17 protein-coding genes are annotated in these 17136 nt (G+C 48.0%); 12 read left to right on the top strand and 5 right to left on the bottom strand.

Going from position 1 to position 17136, the window contains the following annotated elements; genetic code table 11:
- The first annotated feature begins 387 nt into the window (after window positions 1-387).
- A complete protein-coding gene (locus tag M8T91_RS10525; RefSeq protein ID WP_301414112.1) occupies window positions 388-1032 on the top strand; it encodes an SOS response-associated peptidase family protein in 645 nt (214 codons plus the stop codon).
- Between the two features lie 644 nt (window positions 1033-1676).
- On the opposite strand, the gene M8T91_RS10520 is transcribed toward M8T91_RS10525, so the two are convergent.
- The gene (locus M8T91_RS10520; RefSeq protein ID WP_301414111.1) at window positions 1677-2756 is read right to left on the bottom strand and encodes a phage integrase; all 1080 of its coding nucleotides are present in this window, start codon (window positions 2754-2756) and stop codon (window positions 1677-1679) included.
- 28 nt (window positions 2757-2784) lie between these two features.
- Window positions 2785-3102 carry a helix-turn-helix domain-containing protein gene (locus M8T91_RS10515; RefSeq protein WP_301414110.1) on the bottom strand — a complete coding sequence of 106 codons (318 nt, stop codon included), beginning with the start codon at window positions 3100-3102 and terminating at the stop codon, window positions 2785-2787.
- A gap of 273 nt (window positions 3103-3375) precedes the next feature.
- On the opposite strand from M8T91_RS10515, the gene M8T91_RS10510 reads away from it, so the two are divergent.
- From M8T91_RS10510 to M8T91_RS10470, 9 genes are all read left to right on the top strand, one after another.
- On the top strand, window positions 3376-3783 hold the full coding sequence (locus tag M8T91_RS10510; protein WP_301414108.1) for a hypothetical protein: 408 nt from the start codon (window positions 3376-3378) through the stop codon (window positions 3781-3783).
- Window positions 3784-3805: 22 nt separating this feature from the next.
- Complete coding sequence (locus M8T91_RS10505; RefSeq protein WP_301414107.1) at window positions 3806-6478, top strand: hypothetical protein; 2673 nt, start codon at window positions 3806-3808, stop codon at window positions 6476-6478.
- A gap of 439 nt (window positions 6479-6917) precedes the next feature.
- Window positions 6918-7130, top strand: coding sequence for a hypothetical protein (locus tag M8T91_RS10500; RefSeq protein WP_301414105.1), 213 nt, complete (start codon window positions 6918-6920; stop codon window positions 7128-7130).
- Window positions 7130-8308: a hypothetical protein gene (locus M8T91_RS10495; protein ID WP_301414103.1), complete on the top strand. Its 1179-nt coding sequence runs from the start codon at window positions 7130-7132 to the stop codon at window positions 8306-8308. The genes M8T91_RS10500 and M8T91_RS10495 overlap by 1 nt, the downstream gene beginning before the upstream one ends.
- A gap of 319 nt (window positions 8309-8627) precedes the next feature.
- Window positions 8628-8960 (top strand): hypothetical protein, encoded by a 333-nt coding sequence (locus M8T91_RS10490; protein WP_301414101.1) that lies wholly within the window; start codon window positions 8628-8630, stop codon window positions 8958-8960.
- Window positions 8961-9251: 291 nt separating this feature from the next.
- Window positions 9252-10370, top strand: a complete 1119-nt coding sequence (locus M8T91_RS10485) for a PIN domain-containing protein (protein ID WP_301414099.1) — start codon at window positions 9252-9254, stop codon at window positions 10368-10370.
- Window positions 10371-10456: 86 nt separating this feature from the next.
- Window positions 10457-11977 carry an SIR2 family protein gene (locus M8T91_RS10480; RefSeq protein ID WP_301414098.1) on the top strand — a complete coding sequence of 507 codons (1521 nt, stop codon included), beginning with the start codon at window positions 10457-10459 and terminating at the stop codon, window positions 11975-11977.
- A 290-nt stretch (window positions 11978-12267) separates the two neighbouring features.
- On the top strand, window positions 12268-13698 hold the full coding sequence (locus M8T91_RS10475) for an ATP-dependent nuclease (RefSeq protein WP_301414097.1): 1431 nt from the start codon (window positions 12268-12270) through the stop codon (window positions 13696-13698).
- A 274-nt stretch (window positions 13699-13972) separates the two neighbouring features.
- A complete protein-coding gene (locus M8T91_RS10470) occupies window positions 13973-14191 on the top strand; it encodes a hypothetical protein (RefSeq protein ID WP_301414095.1) in 219 nt (72 codons plus the stop codon).
- 406 nt (window positions 14192-14597) lie between these two features.
- Here M8T91_RS10470 and M8T91_RS10465 read toward each other — a convergent pair whose 3' ends face one another.
- On the bottom strand, window positions 14598-14963 hold the full coding sequence (locus tag M8T91_RS10465) for a hypothetical protein (RefSeq protein WP_301414093.1): 366 nt from the start codon (window positions 14961-14963) through the stop codon (window positions 14598-14600).
- Between the two features lie 144 nt (window positions 14964-15107).
- Here M8T91_RS10465 and M8T91_RS10460 point away from each other — a divergent pair, with 144 nt between their 5' ends.
- Window positions 15108-15368 (top strand): hypothetical protein, encoded by a 261-nt coding sequence (locus M8T91_RS10460; RefSeq protein ID WP_301414091.1) that lies wholly within the window; start codon window positions 15108-15110, stop codon window positions 15366-15368.
- 98 nt (window positions 15369-15466) lie between these two features.
- On the top strand, window positions 15467-15727 hold the full coding sequence (locus M8T91_RS10455; protein ID WP_301414090.1) for a hypothetical protein: 261 nt from the start codon (window positions 15467-15469) through the stop codon (window positions 15725-15727).
- A gap of 36 nt (window positions 15728-15763) precedes the next feature.
- On the opposite strand, the gene M8T91_RS10450 is transcribed toward M8T91_RS10455, so the two are convergent.
- Together M8T91_RS10450 and M8T91_RS10445 are read right to left on the bottom strand one after the other, a co-directional pair.
- Entirely contained in the window at window positions 15764-16018 is a 255-nt protein-coding gene (locus M8T91_RS10450) for an Ogr/Delta-like zinc finger protein (RefSeq protein WP_301414088.1), read from the bottom strand.
- A gap of 63 nt (window positions 16019-16081) precedes the next feature.
- Window positions 16082-17128 (bottom strand): phage portal protein, encoded by a 1047-nt coding sequence (locus tag M8T91_RS10445; RefSeq protein ID WP_301414086.1) that lies wholly within the window; start codon window positions 17126-17128, stop codon window positions 16082-16084.
- Window positions 17129-17136 lie beyond the last annotated feature (8 nt).

Below are 17136 nucleotides of genomic sequence, written 5' to 3'. Positions count from 1 at the left end.
TATCTTGATTAAACCATACTACTAAATCACGGTGCGCAATTGCTAATTGCGGGAGGATGCAGGCAGCTTGACAAAGCGTTGATATGCATGCATAAACTGTATAAATATACAGTCTTCTGTAAGGGGTAGGTCCGCAACCCAAGACTATAATCATCGATGGTGAGCCGATTGAAATCAGCCGCCAGCCTTCGATTCATGACTGCCAGCCAATGTACCAGATACGGCTTTTGAATTACCTGGATTACCACGGAATCTATTCTGCTGCTGTAGGCTGCAATCTGCGTGCAGCCATCTCGGAGGGGTTGGAGCTTCGCCGGGCTGTTATGAAAAGTATCCGGTTGGCGGAAGAGCCCGGAAACCATGAGAGTGACAGGGGAGGCGATATCGATGTGTAGCGTATTCGACGTGGGCAATCACGCCGGCATGGAGCGCTTCCTAGAGGAGTATGGAGTGCACCATCCGAAGCGCATGCTGTATGGCCGCCGCAGGCGGCCCACCCAGGATGTTTCCATTGTCACCGCCCGACATGGGGAGCCGGAAGTGGAAACCGCAATCTGGCACCTGTATCTGGAGCGTGACGGCGACAATTGGAAGCCGCACCGCAAGTACTGGTCGATCAACAGTAACTGGCAGAAACTGGGCAAGCGCCCCGAGTACCGCAAATCCCGCTGCCTGATCCCCGCCACCGCCTGGGTGGAAAGCCAGCACGGTAAGAACCCGGTGGAGTTCAGCTACGGCCAGCCTTTTTTCTTCTGCGGCCTGTACAAGACCTGGGGCAATCTACTGAGTTGCGCCATTATTACCCTCGGGGCACACCCGAAGACCAGGCAATACCACGACAAATCCCTTCCCATGATCGCACCTGCGGACAAGGATTTTGTGGCCAACTGGTTGAGTGGAGGTGAGGACACTGCCCCCTTTGAGCCCTACCTGCACCCGCATATCGAGTATGCGGGGCATCCCCTGACGGTGAGGCCGGTGGTCAGGGCGACCTCTACGGAATACTCTGGTGAACAGCAGGAGCTTTCCTGACCTGAACCTCGCAAGACATCCCTCACTATTGTTCGGCCCACAAAGCTGCCAGATCCTGTCCTTAAATTACCATCCTGGGTTTTCAATTCTCTTCATCACATAGCAAAGCCAGCAGTGCAACCTCATTTTGCCTTGGCAGCGACAAACTCAAGATAATTCAGGCACTTAATCAGCAGGCATGCATTGTTTTGTATATTTTTTGAGCAGATAAAAGGGCCAGCAATCACTCCTCCCCACGCCTGCCGGTTTTGCGCTTTTCCTTAGCCAGTGAAATTGGAAAACACCGCAAACCCCCGCCAGCCGTGGGCTGTAGCGATTTTCGGGATTTCACAAATTGAAGAAAAATGAAGAGAATTGAAGAGATTTTTCACAGGTCAAAATGGCTAAAAGCCAGTAACCACGGGGTTTTCCAGCGGGTGCGAGCAATTTTGTATGAGAACTGATCAGAGGGCAGGGGGGGGTGAAGCGTGCGTTGACACTTTGGCGAGATTTTCCTCCACCTCATTGGAGAGGGTTTAGAAATTTCTCGCTAAGTGCTTGATTTTATTGGTGCCCGAGGCCGGAGTCGAACCGGCATGGCCATTACAGCCGAGGGATTTTAAGTCCTGTGAAAAATAGCTGGTAAATTTTGAACTCCAACATAATCAAAAGGTTACGATAGCCTCTGGGTTCTTTTTGGGGTCTTTTTTCATAACAGCGTTGACACTTTGTTGACACTGTATGGTTTGAAGGGGGTTCTTCTCCAGGGCTTGTGACAGGTGGCGTGGAGCCAGTTTTGCGTAGCGCATAGTCATCGCCAGCGTCTTATGTCCGAGAATATCCTTCAGCTTTAGGATATTCCCATCATTGATCATAAAGTGGCTGGCAAAGGTATGCCGTAGAACGTGGGTGAGCTGCCCATCGGGGAGGCATATATTTGCACGGCTTACGGCGTGCTTGAATGCATCATAGCCGCTGATCCGGAATAGGGGGCCTGTCTGGGGGCGTCCCTGGCGAACCTCGGCCTCTAGCTCAGGTGCTATAGGAATCGCTCGGGCCTTCGAGTTCTTTGTTCTGATGAAATGCACTTGTCCATTGCGTAAGCGTTGCGCCTCAAGTCTTTGGGCTTCCCCCCAGCGGGCGCCGGTGGCGAGACACAGTTTGGTGATTACCAGAACATCAAGGTTTCTCGATGCAGCCAACTCGTCCAATAACCTTACGATTTCCTCCAACTCCAGATAGATGAGATCAGGCTCATCCAGTTTGATCTTTGGGATACCCCTCAATGGATTATCGCGCTTCCAGCTGCGCAGCTTTATAAGAGTTCCGAACATCGCGGATAAATAAGCGTGTTCATGGTTCACGGTATTGGGATTGATCGGTTTGCCGCGTTGAGAATATTGCTCAAGCCGCTTTTTTCTATAGCGCAGCCAGCTCTCACCAGTAATATTTGTGGCGCGAGGATTCCCTAACCGTTCACATAAGCTGATCAGTTTTGTCTTGCGATTCTCTCCATCTTTAAGCGTAAACCCATATAGATCGAACCAATCCACTACCAGATCCAGCAGTCTCCGATGTTCGCGCTCAGGTGCGCGCCACTCCCCTGTATTTGCCAGAGCCTTCTGCTCAACTTTGAACTGTTCGGCCGCCCTTTTTGTTTGGAAGGTGCGTCTAACCCGCCTTCCACCTCTACCTTCGGGTTGTATATCAACCTGCCAGCCTCTGGTAACTTTTCTAATTGCCATTCCCACTCCCTTGACCTGGCATAGCAAATCACTTCAGGTTCTTTTCAAGATGAAACCCGCGTGGAATTTGCCCGGCATCGATTTTTGCGGCCACTAAGGCGCATAATTTTTCATCGCTCTCCTTTAGGTCAGCAAGAACAATATCTCCCTCATAGGCAAGGTACGGAATTAACTCAGGAAATCGCTGGCCCACTTTTTCATATTCCTCTTCTGCCACCTTGGCTCTTTTCTGCTCTATATTTGAGATCCTTATCATGTCCAGGCCCAGCAAATTCGCAAACTCTTCCCTTGTTAGCCCCATCAATTCCCGAATTGCTTTTAATCGCTCTCCAGCCCTTAACCGCATTTTTCATCACCTTTTGATCATTTTTAACCTGCTGTACTGCACCGGCTCATCCTTTCTTGGCCGATGCACGGATGTGGCTGTTTATACATGCCTGAAAGTAACTGTTACAACACAACAATCTAATAATTACATGTAAACGATACAAAAAGGTATTACGTGCTATTACATAAATAAATAATACATATTAATATGTAAAAAGTATTGACATACAGATTAATGTGTAAATAGTATTTGTTGGCTTGTATAAATTGACATTCACATGGAGCAAAGCAAATGATGCCATCAATTACGCGTAAGAACTCAAATCATATTGTTAAAACCCCCCCAGTATTACTGGCCAGCCCGGTAATGACCCGCGATAAATTCTCCGCCGCATCCGGCCTACGGGAAGCCCAGATACGCGGGCAGTTGGAGCGCGGCAATCTGCCGATGTTTCATGTAGGCCGCCTGGCTTTAGTGAATGTGGCCCTGCTTACTTGGCGTGAGCTGCATCTGTTTCCCAGCCCAATTATGACGAAAGACGCTTTTGCCAAGGCTTCGGGATTGCGTGAGCAGCAGGTGGAGGCACAGCTGGACAGGGGCAACCTGCCGCACAGATATATTGGCCGCCTTGTCTTGGTCGATGTGGCCGAGCTGGTCCGTCAGTGCCAGGCCCAACAGAACGGAACTTCCTGTTACTAATCCATCCAGTATCGGAGTTCCCATGGACTACACCCAGATTAACCGGGATGTGGTGGCGGCACTGGAGGGGGACGGGGCGCTTAGCCTCGTCCTCAAGGCCACGTCCAATATCTACCGGGAAGGAACCTGCCCCAAGTGTGAACGCAAGACGGTCTGGATCAGCGCCGAAAAGCCGATTGTGTTGCGCTGCGATCGCGAGGACAAATGCGGCTACCAGGAGCGGGTCCGCGACCGCTATCCGGATCTCTTTGAAAACTTCTCCAAGCGTTTCCCCTCCAGTGACGAAGACCCCAAGGCCACCGCCAGGGCCTATCTGTCCATCCAGCGCGGCTTTCCCACGGCGGATATTGAAGACTGGTTTGACCAGGGGTTTTACAGATTGCCGGACAGTACCTGGGCCGAAACCGTGCGCTTCTATCTGTACGGCGGCAAGGAGTACTACTGGGAACGGATTATTGATAAAGCCCATGTGGAGAAGGCGGGCCAAAAAGCGCACTTTAAAAAAGGCGGTAGCAGTAGGGGAAAACACTGGGCACCACCAGGGCAGGAAATCCAGCCAGAAGACAAGATATTCATTGTTGAAGGCATTTTCCACTGCATCGCCATGACTCTGGCTGGCTATAATGCTGTGGCGGCCTTCAGCTGTTCCAACCTGCCGCGGGCGCTGATCGAAAAGAATAAAGGCCAGGGGATTACCTGGTGTCTGGCCTATGACGACGAGCCCGGTGCGCGCAAGCACGTTGCCAAGTATTACAGAGAACTCAAAGACCGGAATGAAAGGGCCGAAGTCCTGCAGACCGGCAGCCGCAAAGACTGGGATGACCTGTACCGGGAAAAGCGGCTCAACGATTCAACTCTTGAGGAATGCCAGTGGCGGGGACGGGTATTTATTGCGCAATCCCCCAAGCGCAAAGCTTATGCGCTGTATGGCTGGAAGCCCTTTGGCAAAACCGTGATTGCCCACGGCGACAGGCTCTATGCCGCTAGGTTCTCCCTGGAGGAGTTTAACAAGGCCAATGATAACGACCCATTCGATTGGGATTTTTCCTGGGATGCCTTCAACCAGGCCACCAAAGTCGAGCAGATTTCCAACTGTGTACCGGAATTTCAATATACCGAGATCGACCGCCTGACCGGCGAGCGGCGTTACTTTTTCCAGATACAAAAAGCCGGTAGCAAACGCAATTATCTGGGGGCCTTCTCCCCCAATGCCTTGTCCGACCCCCGCGCCTTTGGCCTCGCGCTGTTGTCCCATACCGATGGCGGCAGCTTCGAGGGTGGAGCGGGCGATTTAAAAATTCTCAAGGCGCGCTGGCTGGATGGGGAGGTGGCCCGTGTGACCACTTTACCGCATATGGGCTTTGACGAGGATTCCGGCACTTATATTTTCCCCGGCTTTGGCTATCGTCAGGGAAAATTTTTGCCCGCCAATGCGCACGGTTTTTTGCAGTTGGGCGACACCGCCATTAAAACCACCTTTGAAGATATGCCGGTGTGCCACAGCGACCAATTCAGCAGTAGTTGGTGGTCAGATTTCGTTACGGTATTTCATTTCAACGGAATTGCCGCGCTGGCTTACTTTACCGCCAGCCTGTTTGCCCGCCAGATCAAGGAGCAACACCAGGCGTTTCATTTCCTGGAACTCACCGGGGAAGCGGACGCGGGCAAGTCCACGTTACTCCGCTTTCTCTGGAAGTTGTTGGGGCGCGACAACTACGAAGGGGTGGATCTGCTCAGCACTTCCATTTCCAGCTACGGGCGACAACTGGGCAAGGTCAGCAACCTGCCGGTGGTGGTGATTGAAAGCGACCGTGAAACCAACGGCAGCACCGGCGGCAGACCGGGCAAATCCTTCGACTGGGACATTTTCAAAAAGGTCTATGACCTGGACGGGGTGATCGACTCCCGCGGCGTTAAGACCAATGACAACAAAACCCACGACCGCCTGTTTCGCGGCACCCTGGTGATCAGCCAGAACGCCACGGTACAGGCTTCCGCTGCGATGCTCTCGCGCATTGTGCATCTGCACTGCACCACTGCTCACAAACGCCCCGAGAACCGCCCCCTGGCCGATCGTCTCAAGCGCGAGTCAGTAAAAAACCTGGCCGGCTACCTGCACCGCGCGCTGACCTGCGAGGATGCCTGGCTGGCCCGGTTTTTTGCCGCCTTTGACCGCCACCGGGAAACCCTCAGTGCTGACGGCGGCATTACCCAGGGCCGCGTGATCGACTGTCACGCGCAATTGATGGCCGCGGTGGACGCCCTGCAGGTCTTGCTGCCGGCCTGCAGTGGCGATCTGCTCCGTGCAGTACAAGCGCATTTACAGGAACGCGCCCGCGACCGCCAACGCCGCCTCAATAATGATCACCCCATCGTGGAGCAGTTCTGGGATACCTACCACTTTATCAATGACCAGGTGATGCACATCGATGATCAGGACGGTGAACGGGACCTCCCCATCGAGCGCCTGAACCACAGCATCGACCCCGCCTTAATCGCCATCAACCTCAATGAGTACCTGGAGCATTGCCGCAAACGGGGCCAGGAGCTGGTGCCGGTGGCCGAACTCAAGCAGCTGCTGCCCACCAGTCAGCGTTATCCGTTTGAGAATTGCAAAAAGGTCAGATCAAGGCGGGACCAGGGTTCATTCCCCAGGTGCTGGGTATTTCGGAAGAGCGGCGGGACTGGCCAATGAATATTCGATTTGTGTTTTTTTTGCCCGAAGTAGGCGGGTTGTTTTAGGGGGCGGGTACCCTTGAAAAACCGGGCACAAGTGGAAGAGATTTAGAAAATAGTAATAAAAACACACTAAATCAATAAGTTACATAGAGATATCGATGGGCACAAACATGGGCACAGAGTGGGCACAGGTGGGCACAGCGAGAAGGGCACAAGTGCCCAAAATTTTCAAAAAGTGGGCACAGGCCGGATTGTCCGCAAAGCCAGTAACCACGGGGGCTGCAGCGATTTCCCAAAAACCTTGTGCCCATCTGTGCCCAAACAGTGGGCACAAGGAAATATGGCTGCAGGCCGCATGGTTCCTAGATATAGGAAAGAAAAAGACGCCTTGTGCCCGTTGTGCCCGGTTTTTGAGAGGGATACGCCCCCCAAGTTTGTTTAAGGAGAAAACAGCCATGAGCACCCAGCTTTATGCGGTGATCCGCGAAGACTCCAGATACTTCTATCAGAACCCGCCCCGGCGGGCGCTGCCGTTCCCGGTGACAATCCTCGACACCACGGACAGTTATCGTGTCAGCGGGAATGGTGAACAGTACCGCCTTGATGACCTTTGCCTGTTTGTAAAAGCGGGTAATCGTTACCGGCCCCTGAACGGGGAGGCGGTGTGATGACGTTCTGGCGCTATGTGATTGGCCTGGCGGCGCTGATTTTCTGCGGTACCTCGCTGGTGTTTTCGGTGGGCCTGTGGATTTCTATTCCCGCCGGGGAGGCTGGAAAGCTGGTGGCGGGATTAACCGCCTGTGCGCTGGAGCTGTGCAAGTTTGCATTCGCGCCTTTTGGATTGTGGCTGCGGGCCCAGGGGCGCGCGCTGGGCTATGTGCTGCTGTTGCTCTGGCCGTTGCTGGTGGTGATCAGTATTGCGGCCACGGTGGGGTTTCTGGCCGGCCATACTGCCCAGCAACAACAGTTGAACGTTCAAGGCAGTGTGGAATACCAAACGTTTACACAGAAGCTGACCAGTATTGAACAGCAAATCACCAGCCTAAACAGTGTCATCAAAACCGACGCAAAGAACGGCTACCGGCAGCGGGCGTTGAAAACGGTTGAACGGTTGGCGGCACTGGAGCAGCAGCGCAATCAGGTGCTGGCCCAGCTCAACACCCTGCGTGTGCCGGCCACAGACAGCGCCCAGGCCGCCTTTGCCAATCTTGCAGCGCTGATCCATATCAACCCCGCAGCGCTGCAGCAGGGCGGCCTGCTGGCGTTGGCCATTGTGACAGATGTGGTTGGCCTGGTTGCGCTGCTTGCGTTTAATGGTTCAGGAACGTTCAGCGCCCGGATTGAACGTTCAGCCCCAGCTTCTAAACGTTTAGCTCCCAGCGTTGAACGTTCAACCACACCCCCTAAACGTTCAGGCCAGAGCGTTGAACGTTTAGCCTCAACTTCTAAACGTTTAGCGGAGGACGCTGAAGGTTTAGCCCCAACTTCTAAACGTTTAGCCGAGGACGTTGAACGTTCAGACTCCATTTCTAAACGTTCAGGCCAGAGCGTTAAACGTTCAACGCCAATTTCTAAACGTTTAGCGCCCACCGTTGAGCCGCAACAAACGGTTGTAAATAACGCCAAACGCACTTCCGAGCTGAACCCGCAGCAAACGGAACTGGCCACCCGTATCCGCCGTGGTGAGTTTGGCCGGCGCCCGGTATTGCGCCAGATCAACCGGGCCGTGCGCGGCGGCAATCTGGTGGTGAAACCCGTGTTCGATTTTCTTATGGCCAGTGGTGATTTAATCCGCAAGGGGCGCGGCTTTGCCTTGGTGGCGCACCAAGGGGAGGGGAGATCATGATTGCAGCGACACGTCGGCGCAGGGAAAAGGCGCTAAAATCCACAGAATACCGTAAAGGTTGACAAGTGAAATGACAGTGGCAAATACTGTGGGCACTCTCAAAACCAACGGCGGTTTCCGCCCCAGCCTCGTTAGTGCTGGTTTTTTTGTGCCTGCAGTATCGTCCTGTGCAGTACGGTCGGGTTTTGGCCGGGTGGACAACGGGGAATAGAATACCCGAAAGGGAAATATCCGTGGCGGCTCCGTTGGGCCGAGAGTGACACCCGGCCACCAGTTCTCAGTTGGTGGTCGCGCTACCTTAAAACCAACGGAGGCAATCATGTCAAAACGTCAACCCCAATCCGCCCCGGCGGATCATGAGCTGCGGCTTTCCCCCACCCAGTACGCCCACTTTACCGAGGGCGATGGCCTGTTTATCCAAGGCCCGAAAGGGAATACCGTGGGCTTTGTTCACGAAACCAACTTCGACAACTCCCTGGAAACCCTGGCCCTGCGGGACCGTATGGAGGACGCCTGCGCGCGGCTGTATTTTGTTGCCGCTGCGGTGAGTCCCGGCAATGGCACCCTGGAGCTGAACCCCAAGGCACAACTGGGGCTCAACCAGATCATTTGCCAGATTCGCGAGCTGTTGACGACTGCTAAACGCCACTAATGATAACCAGTGAGGGCGGCGGTGGCCGCCCTTTGTATTTTTTTGCGTGTGTGGAGGTTGTGCTGGTAAAGCGAGTAAATATAGGGTGTGACAAATACTGGCCTGTTCCGGAATGGTGGTTTCGATAACCGTTTTCTACTTTGTACGATTGTATCAACTCTGTGTAGTAGCCTGGTGTAAATTTAAAAATTTTGAGTAGGTGACGCAGAATTGATTCCGAGTTAGCAATCAGGATAATATTGGTTGCGGAGACCACTATATAAATATCAGTCACAACAATGAATATCCTGCATGTCAACAATAGTTAAAGAGAAAATTGCTCCGCGTGCTGTAATTGTCGATACAAATATTCTGTTTGACCAAGATAAATCCAACGTGGTTCATCCAGATTTTGATAAATTTTGGTCAGAGCATGCGATAGAAGCCAATTTGAAATTAATGTTACCCGAAGTTGTTATTGGTGAAGTATTATTTCAGCAAACGACCTCCGCACTGAAAACCCTATCTAGAGTAAACGATTCATTTGGTCGGCTTTCTAAATATACTGGGAAATCCTACTCACATAGGGTTACCGAAAGCAGGCTGCGAAGGGAGATCAAGAAGCGCTTTCTCTCATGGGCAAATTCTAAAAATTATAAAGAAATTTCAACACCGATTAATGAGATTGATTGGAGTAATATAGTTCACTCTTCAATTTGGAGAATTCCACCATTCTCTTATGATCCAAAGAAAGAGAGTCTAGAAAAAGGATTTAGGGATGCACTAATATTGGAAACGGTAGTTTCTTATTGTGAAAATGATCTGGAGAATAAAATTGTATTTATCACAAATGATGGCTTGCTTAGAGAGGCGTCAGAGAAAAGGCTCCAAGAAGATGAAACATTTATTGCTTTCGAGTCACTTGTTGATTTCGAAGCTAATTTAAGATTAGAGAAGGAGAGTCTAGAGCAGACATTTATTAAGTCTGTAGTGAAAAAGGCTGCCAAAAAGTTCTTTAAATCTGGAGATAAAAACAGTCTTGTATACAAGCTTGATCTAAGTGGTCAAATAAAAAATAAGTTTGCTAATAAATTTAAAAATCCACAAACTTTAATGTCGGAGGATTCTGAAGCGGATTTCGACTCAGATTACGATTGGAAATCAGTTTCACCAAGATATTTTGGAATAGATGGGAATCCACAATTTCAAAAAATTGAAAACGACCATACGTTTATATGGCTTTCCAAGATAAGAGTTCATCAAGAATATGAATGTGAGTCTGGTTGGGATAATGAAAAATATGAGTTTACTCATGAAATATTTTTTAATATTTTCTGGCAGTCAAACATTTCAGTGAACCAGCGATTTACGAAAATGAAATTGATTAGCATAAAGCATGTTGAGTCTAAGTTTACTCGAAAAAATGAATAATAATCATAATCACGCAGCCCAAATTTTTTCTACACTTTAATTTTCTAGCGTTGTGGTCGTTAATTTTTCATAAGAAGATAAGTAAAATGATAGTTGATGACGTTATTGATAAAATTGGTGAGGGTGGTCCAAAGAGTTATTACTATTTCGAAACTTTTGTCCGGCATCTTTTAAAGGGGCATATAGAAAAGGATAATAAGAAATTTTCATTTTCAAATAAATTGGGAAGAGTTGGAGATGCATTTGCACCTGATGGATTTGACGATTTTGATGGACCTACTTTAATTGAAATTGTATTTAATTTACCTAGGGTTTGGTTTCGGAATTTCAAAGAGGTTATACTGCCTCTGATCCAAAATGAGTACTCGAAAAATAAGTTCAATAATGTTTTAATTATTTCTGCTAAACCAATCCCAAAAATATTATTATCTAACTTTCGTAAAGGGGCAGAAAGGAATCAACTGCCTTTCAAGGTGGTATTCTGGGGTCCTGCTGACCTTAATAGCGTGGCGGCAAAGAACAGAAAATTAGTAAATCAAATTTCCGGTAATCTTTTTTCTTTGAGGTTGTCATCCGCTATATCGAATCCAGTTAAGGATTGGAAAAAAGAGCGAGAAGAAATAATAGATAATTTAAAGTTCTGCTATAAAAAAGGTCAGTTTTCTTTATTCTTAGGTGCAGGAGTTTCAAGTAGCGCGGGAATGCCGAATTGGAGCACATTACTAAATTCTTTGTTCGTCACTTATCTTACGCAAGAATTTGATGGGGATACTGCGATGGGGGATAAAGATATAGGTGACCTTGTTGATAGACTAAATAGCATTGATGAGCCTTCCGCATTGATGGCTGCGAGATATCTCCGGAAAGGATTGTCAAAAAGTGATGGCGAAGCAAAGGAGTTCATAGAGGCTGTTACTAAAAATCTGTACAAATTACGAAGTGTCAATTTTCCTGTCGATTCAGCTCTATTAAAATCGATAGCTTCAATGTGTCTTCCAAGGCGAACAGGAGCTAAAGTTAAGTCTGTTGTCACCTATAATTTTGATGATTTACTTGAGAGGCAGCTAATCAAAAATTCTATATTACATAGATGTATTTATACCAACAATGAAAATTATGATCCAGATGAGCTTCCTGTCTATCATGTTCATGGGTTCCTGCCGGAAGATAGGAAGTCATATGATGACTTAGATAACTCCACACTGGTCTTCTCAGAGGAGGGTTATCATCAGATTTACTCCGAATCTTATCACTGGTCAAATCTTGTTCAGCTAAACTCATTTAGAGAAAGCAACTGCCTCATGATAGGTCTGTCAATGACAGATCCAAATCTAAGGCGATTACTGGATATATCTTCAAAAAATATTGAACGAAGTAAACATTTTGCTTTTATTAAAAGGCTTTCTTCAAGTGAGTTCTGCTATGTAAATATTGGTGAAAATGAATCAAAGGTTATTAAGAATACAAAGTCTGCAGAAAGATTTTTGCAGCGTCATCATACTTTAAATGAAGAGTTAATGAAGGAGCTGGGCGTAAAAATTATTTGGTATGAAACGTACAATGAGATTCCGGAAATTATTAAGACAGTGTCAAAGCATGAGGCTTAATACGCATCACAACGAACAAACCGATGAATTTAATTTTTGCGTGCGTGGGGATTGTGCTGGTAAAACAAATAAATATAGAGAGTTACAAATACTGATCTATTCCGGGGGTGGTGGTCTTGATGGCCGTTTTCTATTTTATACGATTGTATCACTTCTGTTTAGTTATTTGATTTTTATCATAAATTTTAACTAAGTGGTGCAGAATTGCTATCTGAGATAGTAATCAGAATAATAGTGGTCACGGTGACCAATATATAAGTTTAAGTACCATGCAATCGAGAAGTTAGCGAATGGATTTGATCAATAAAAATGGGTATTCACTAAAAAAACTAAATAAGATAAACGTTGTTCTTGGGAAAAATGGCTGTGGTAAAAGTACTGCGCTAAAGAAAGTTCAACAAGCATTAGAAAGTGGCGAGGAAGTTAAGAATTCAAAATATATCACTCCTGAAAGAGGTGGCGCTCTTAAATATGATCCCAGCATAGAGCAGAATACAGTCAACAACCCTTATTGGTTGTCAGGGGAACTCAGGAGAAATCAATTTTCCCAGTTTAAACAGCAAACTGTCTTACAATTCAGAAATCTTGAACTTTTAAGCCTTCGTGAAATTGAACAAAATCCAAAGATAAGGGATAATCATGAATATACATTTCAATCAATTGTAGACGCAATTAATACATTACTTGATAACATAGAAATTCGACGTGAAGGATCAGATTTTAATATTTATAATCAAGCTGATAATTCAAAGATTGAGCCAGATGCAATAAGCAGTGGTGAATCAGAACTAATCGCCCTAGGCATAGAGTGTCTGGTATTTGCAAAGGAAAGCGTTGACGGAGAGGAAAATATCCTCTTTCTAGATGAACCAGATGCGCATTTACATCCTGATTTACAAGTGCGTCTCGCAATGTTTCTCAGAGAGCTAGTAGAGGAAAATAATTTTAAAGTTGTTATGGCCACACATAGCACATCGTTCTTGGCTGCATTTGAATCGTATCCGGGAGTATCAATAGAGTTTATTTTACCTAACCAAACGGAGATTGATTTTAAAGTAGTTTCAGAGACATATAGACGAATACTTCCGATTTTTGGTGCTCATCCGTTATCCAATTTATTTAATGAATCACCTATCCTATTAGTTGAAGGGGAAGATGATGAAAGGATTTGGCAGCAGGCAATTCGCACATCGAAGGGATCTCTCAAGATATACCCCTGTGCAGTAGACAGTATCGACCAATTAAATAAATACGAAACCCAAGTGTCAAGAATAATAAATTCTATTTATGATTCCGCTAAAGCTTTTTCATTAAGGGATAGGGATGATGGTGAAGAAGATATAAATGATACTCCCCCAGTTGTCAGGATGCGCCTATCATGCAGAGCAGCAGAAAACTTGCTTCTCGCAGATGAATCTTTAGCAAAGCTAGAAATAGATTGGGAAACACTTAAGTCAAAAATCGAAGTATGGATTTCAAATAATGATCATCATTCCCATCATCAAGTTATGGCCACATTTAGAGATGAAGGCTATGATCGTAAGATGTTTAATTTAAAGAAAATAAGAAATGACTTGATGGGAATCATTGAAAGTAATAAGCCTTGGGAAGTTGTAGTTGGTCAAGCCATTGCAATTACCGAATATATTGATAACCCAGCGCCAAACTCAATCCAAGATTACTTAGGTAACAAGCTAGTATGTGCGATATTAAAGCACTAACAAGCACGTTAGTCAGGACGCTCTCAAGCTCATGCCTATTATGCGAACGTTAAATACCAAAGGATGCATCATGGACATAATTTTACCAATCAATAATTCTCTTACTCTGATTACACGGTTAAGAGAAATATCAAAAAACATTAATGAAACAGAAATAAAAAAATGTGCTGGCTGACTTGAGTCTTGAGATTGCAGATGCGAAAATAGCCACTGCTGATTTGAAAGAACAAATCGTCAAATTAAAATAATTTAACGGTAAATAGAGCTTAAAGCTATGAAACTTTTTATTACAAGTGTTAAACGAGTTATAAGCTTAACGACATCACCTGTATTGTATGTTGCTGTTGGAACCAAGAATGATACTGATGAAGGCACAGTAGATGGACAATTTGAAGTAGAAATAAAGGGTGTAGACTTTATGAAATTGCCATTGGAAGAAATAGAATCTATGGCTATCGCTCGTGTAGAAAAGATAATTCGAAAGCGCGAATAAAAAATTTCTTAAGCGCACTGAACAAACATAGAGTCATTGCCATACTGGATACTGAAAATGTGGCATCTTATCGTTTACTGGAGAAGTTAGACTTCAGAAGAGAGGCTCATTTTCACAAAAATATATTTTTCAAAGGTATGTGGAAAAGTGAATACTTGTATGCATTACTTGGTTCTGAGAGAGAAATGGCAGAATCGATAAAGTTGAATTCCTAACCCGCCCCCACACACCACCATATATGCGGGTCCGCATACACACGAGTGTATTTTCTCACCAACCAAAAATTGACGCAAAAACACACCAACCCATCGAACTCCCAGCACACCCTGGCCTCAAATCCTCAAGCATCACCAGCAGAGCATAACAGCAGGTGATCATTTTTTGGCCGCCCTTTGCGAACTACCCGCTATTCGGGTCGCGCTTCTGGTTCCCACTGTGCCACAAGCACCAGATGCGCCAATACCCAACGCCGCTGGGGGATACCCAGTTGGGCGTACCCTTGTGCATAGCGGGCAGGCAATACTTGTACACGATCATCGCGTTCGTCTGCGAGCGTGAGGGCTTGCAGGGAAACTTGCAGGGCGTTACACCAGTCCATTAATAACGCGGCCGGGATTACCTGGTGGCTGAATTCCATTTTCGAGAGCGCATTGTTTCGGACTTGTAAGCGGTGGGTCAATGCCTTGCCGGTGAAAACGTGTGCATACCACCTTGGCCCGAGTACATGTGAATTATGGCAAAAACGGTAAAAGAAAAGGCGAATTGTGATCATTAGGGAATCCAGCGAATATTTCGACCCTTGTTAGGGCGTATCCCCATCTCGGGTATTTACGTTGTGCATTATTTATTGCTAAATAGTTCTGTTAGTTACACATCATGGAAATGACAGTTTCAGTAAGACAGGCAGGGTTGAGCTATGGCAATAGAAAAGGAAGTCGCCGCTAAGGAATCACTCTCTAACCTAATAGATGCCCGCGTAGAGGCACGGGCGCCCCTGGAGTTCACACTGCGCGAGGGTTTATCAGAAACCGATAAACTGCTGGCGCTGGTGCAGTATACCTTTGTGGGGGACCCCAATACGTTAAACCCGGATGCGCGGGCGGGCTGTTATGTATTGATGGACCTGATTCGCGCCCGTGTTCAGGAAGTGGGGCAGATAACCACAGGGTGCCAATAAAAAGGCGAGGGCGCTTGAATACCCAGGGAAAACCCTGGGCCGGTCGCGTTCAACAATAACAGGCTCACTGCTTACTTTGTCTTATAAGCGTTAAATCAATGGATAGCTTTTCACACACAAAGAAAAGATGGCTGGATCAACATCAAGCCGCGCTGATTGCGGACCTGAAAAAAGATAATCTTGTACGGGTGATCCTTACCCTCCTGGCAGGTATAGCCGCGGTGCTCTGTGGCCTTTTGCTGTCCCCAGCCCTGAGTGCCGATGTATTGCTGGTGGGTTTGGGGATGCTGCTGGTGGGTTTATCCATTGAGAAATTAGTGAGCAGGAAACTCCGGCGTTTGATCAGAGATAGGGAGTAATACCGGCGCACCGGGTGAAGCAATCGCAGCGCGTTGTTAGCCGGTCTTGTGCACCTGTTTGAGCAGTTCCTGCTGTTCCAGGGGCGGTAGTGAGCGCAGAAAATCCACCGTTGCCAGTCGCGCCTGATAGCGGGAGGGGGAAATGGAGTGGCTGAAGGTGAGCTTTGCCACGAAATAGTGCCCGCACTGGGGGTTGGTGCAGGTGCAGTAGAGATCGATCACTTTCGGGTCAATCTCGTTTCTGCTGTTAATGATTGCCTTGTGTCCGCAAGCCTCACATTTCACGCGCATTGGTCGTCCTCCCAAGGCCCATAAAGAAAGTTTACCACGGGATTACCTTTTGAGAGGTAAATATTATGCGTTTGATGGAAATTCCGGTTTTGAAAACTGAATCCTGCGCCCCTGGGGCAGGTGGGCATTCAAAGCCAGAAACACGTCCTGCATCGGTACCACCTCGTTTTCGTAGTAGACGCGGCTGATCTTTTCGATATCGCCGAAGCCGCCCACGTTTTCCGGCATCACACCCGCCAGTACGGGCTGGATGCGCCACATACTGATTACATCGTTGCGGCTTAAATTCTTGACCCGCTCGAATTCATCTTTGGTGGCAATCTCCCCCACCGGGATAATCTGCACCGACTTTTCCTTGCCGTCCGGAATATTCACAAACAGGGAGCGGAAGTTGCCCGCCCCCTTGCTCTGGCGCACCTGTTCCTTGATCAGCTGTTCGTCTTCCGCGCTCAGGTTTTTATCGGCGGTATAGAAGACATAGCCCATATGGGCGCCATTGCGGTAATACTTGCGCCGGAACAGGGTGCTGTCTTCGTTCAGTAACACCGCCTGCACACCGCCGAGATACTGGGGCCTGCCGTAGATCTGTTGCTTGGGGTCGTACTCCTTGAGCTGGATCACCTCGCCGGGGGCGAACAGTACCGGGTTGTCGCCGTTGGGTTGCAGCAGGCAGTAGCGGTCCGCTTCCTTGCGGCGGCGCATATTCAGGGCGGGCAGGTGTTGCAGGCGCAGTACCTGGCCAAAGGGGTTGAGAATTTTCTGGAAATAACAGTGCCCGAACACGGCGTGATCAAAGCCGGCATTGGCCAGGTCTTCGGGCGGGAGCACTTCGTTGGCAATATACCATTTGCGCAGCATATTGCGCTTAAAGTAGGGGATGGTGCCGTGGTAGGCACTGGCGCCGAGCAGTTTCATCAGCCCCCTCAGGGACACCGGCGGGATATAGTAGTCGCCGTGGGGCTCCAGAAAGGTGCCCAGGTAATCGGCCAGGTTGTTGTCCAGCACCGGTTCCGGATCGCCAAAGCTGAACACCCTGGGGCTGTTTCCGCTTGCTGCCGCTGGCTGCGACGTCTTTGTTTTGCGGTGGTATCTGCGCTTGCGTTTTTTCATGGCGAGGT

Origin of the sequence: Microbulbifer sp. MI-G (assembly GCF_030440425.1) — a bacterium.
Taxonomy (GTDB): domain Bacteria; phylum Pseudomonadota; class Gammaproteobacteria; order Pseudomonadales; family Cellvibrionaceae; genus Microbulbifer; species Microbulbifer spongiae.
The sequence above is the reverse complement of the archived record's forward strand: the minus strand, read 5'-3'. Positions and strand labels throughout refer to the sequence as shown.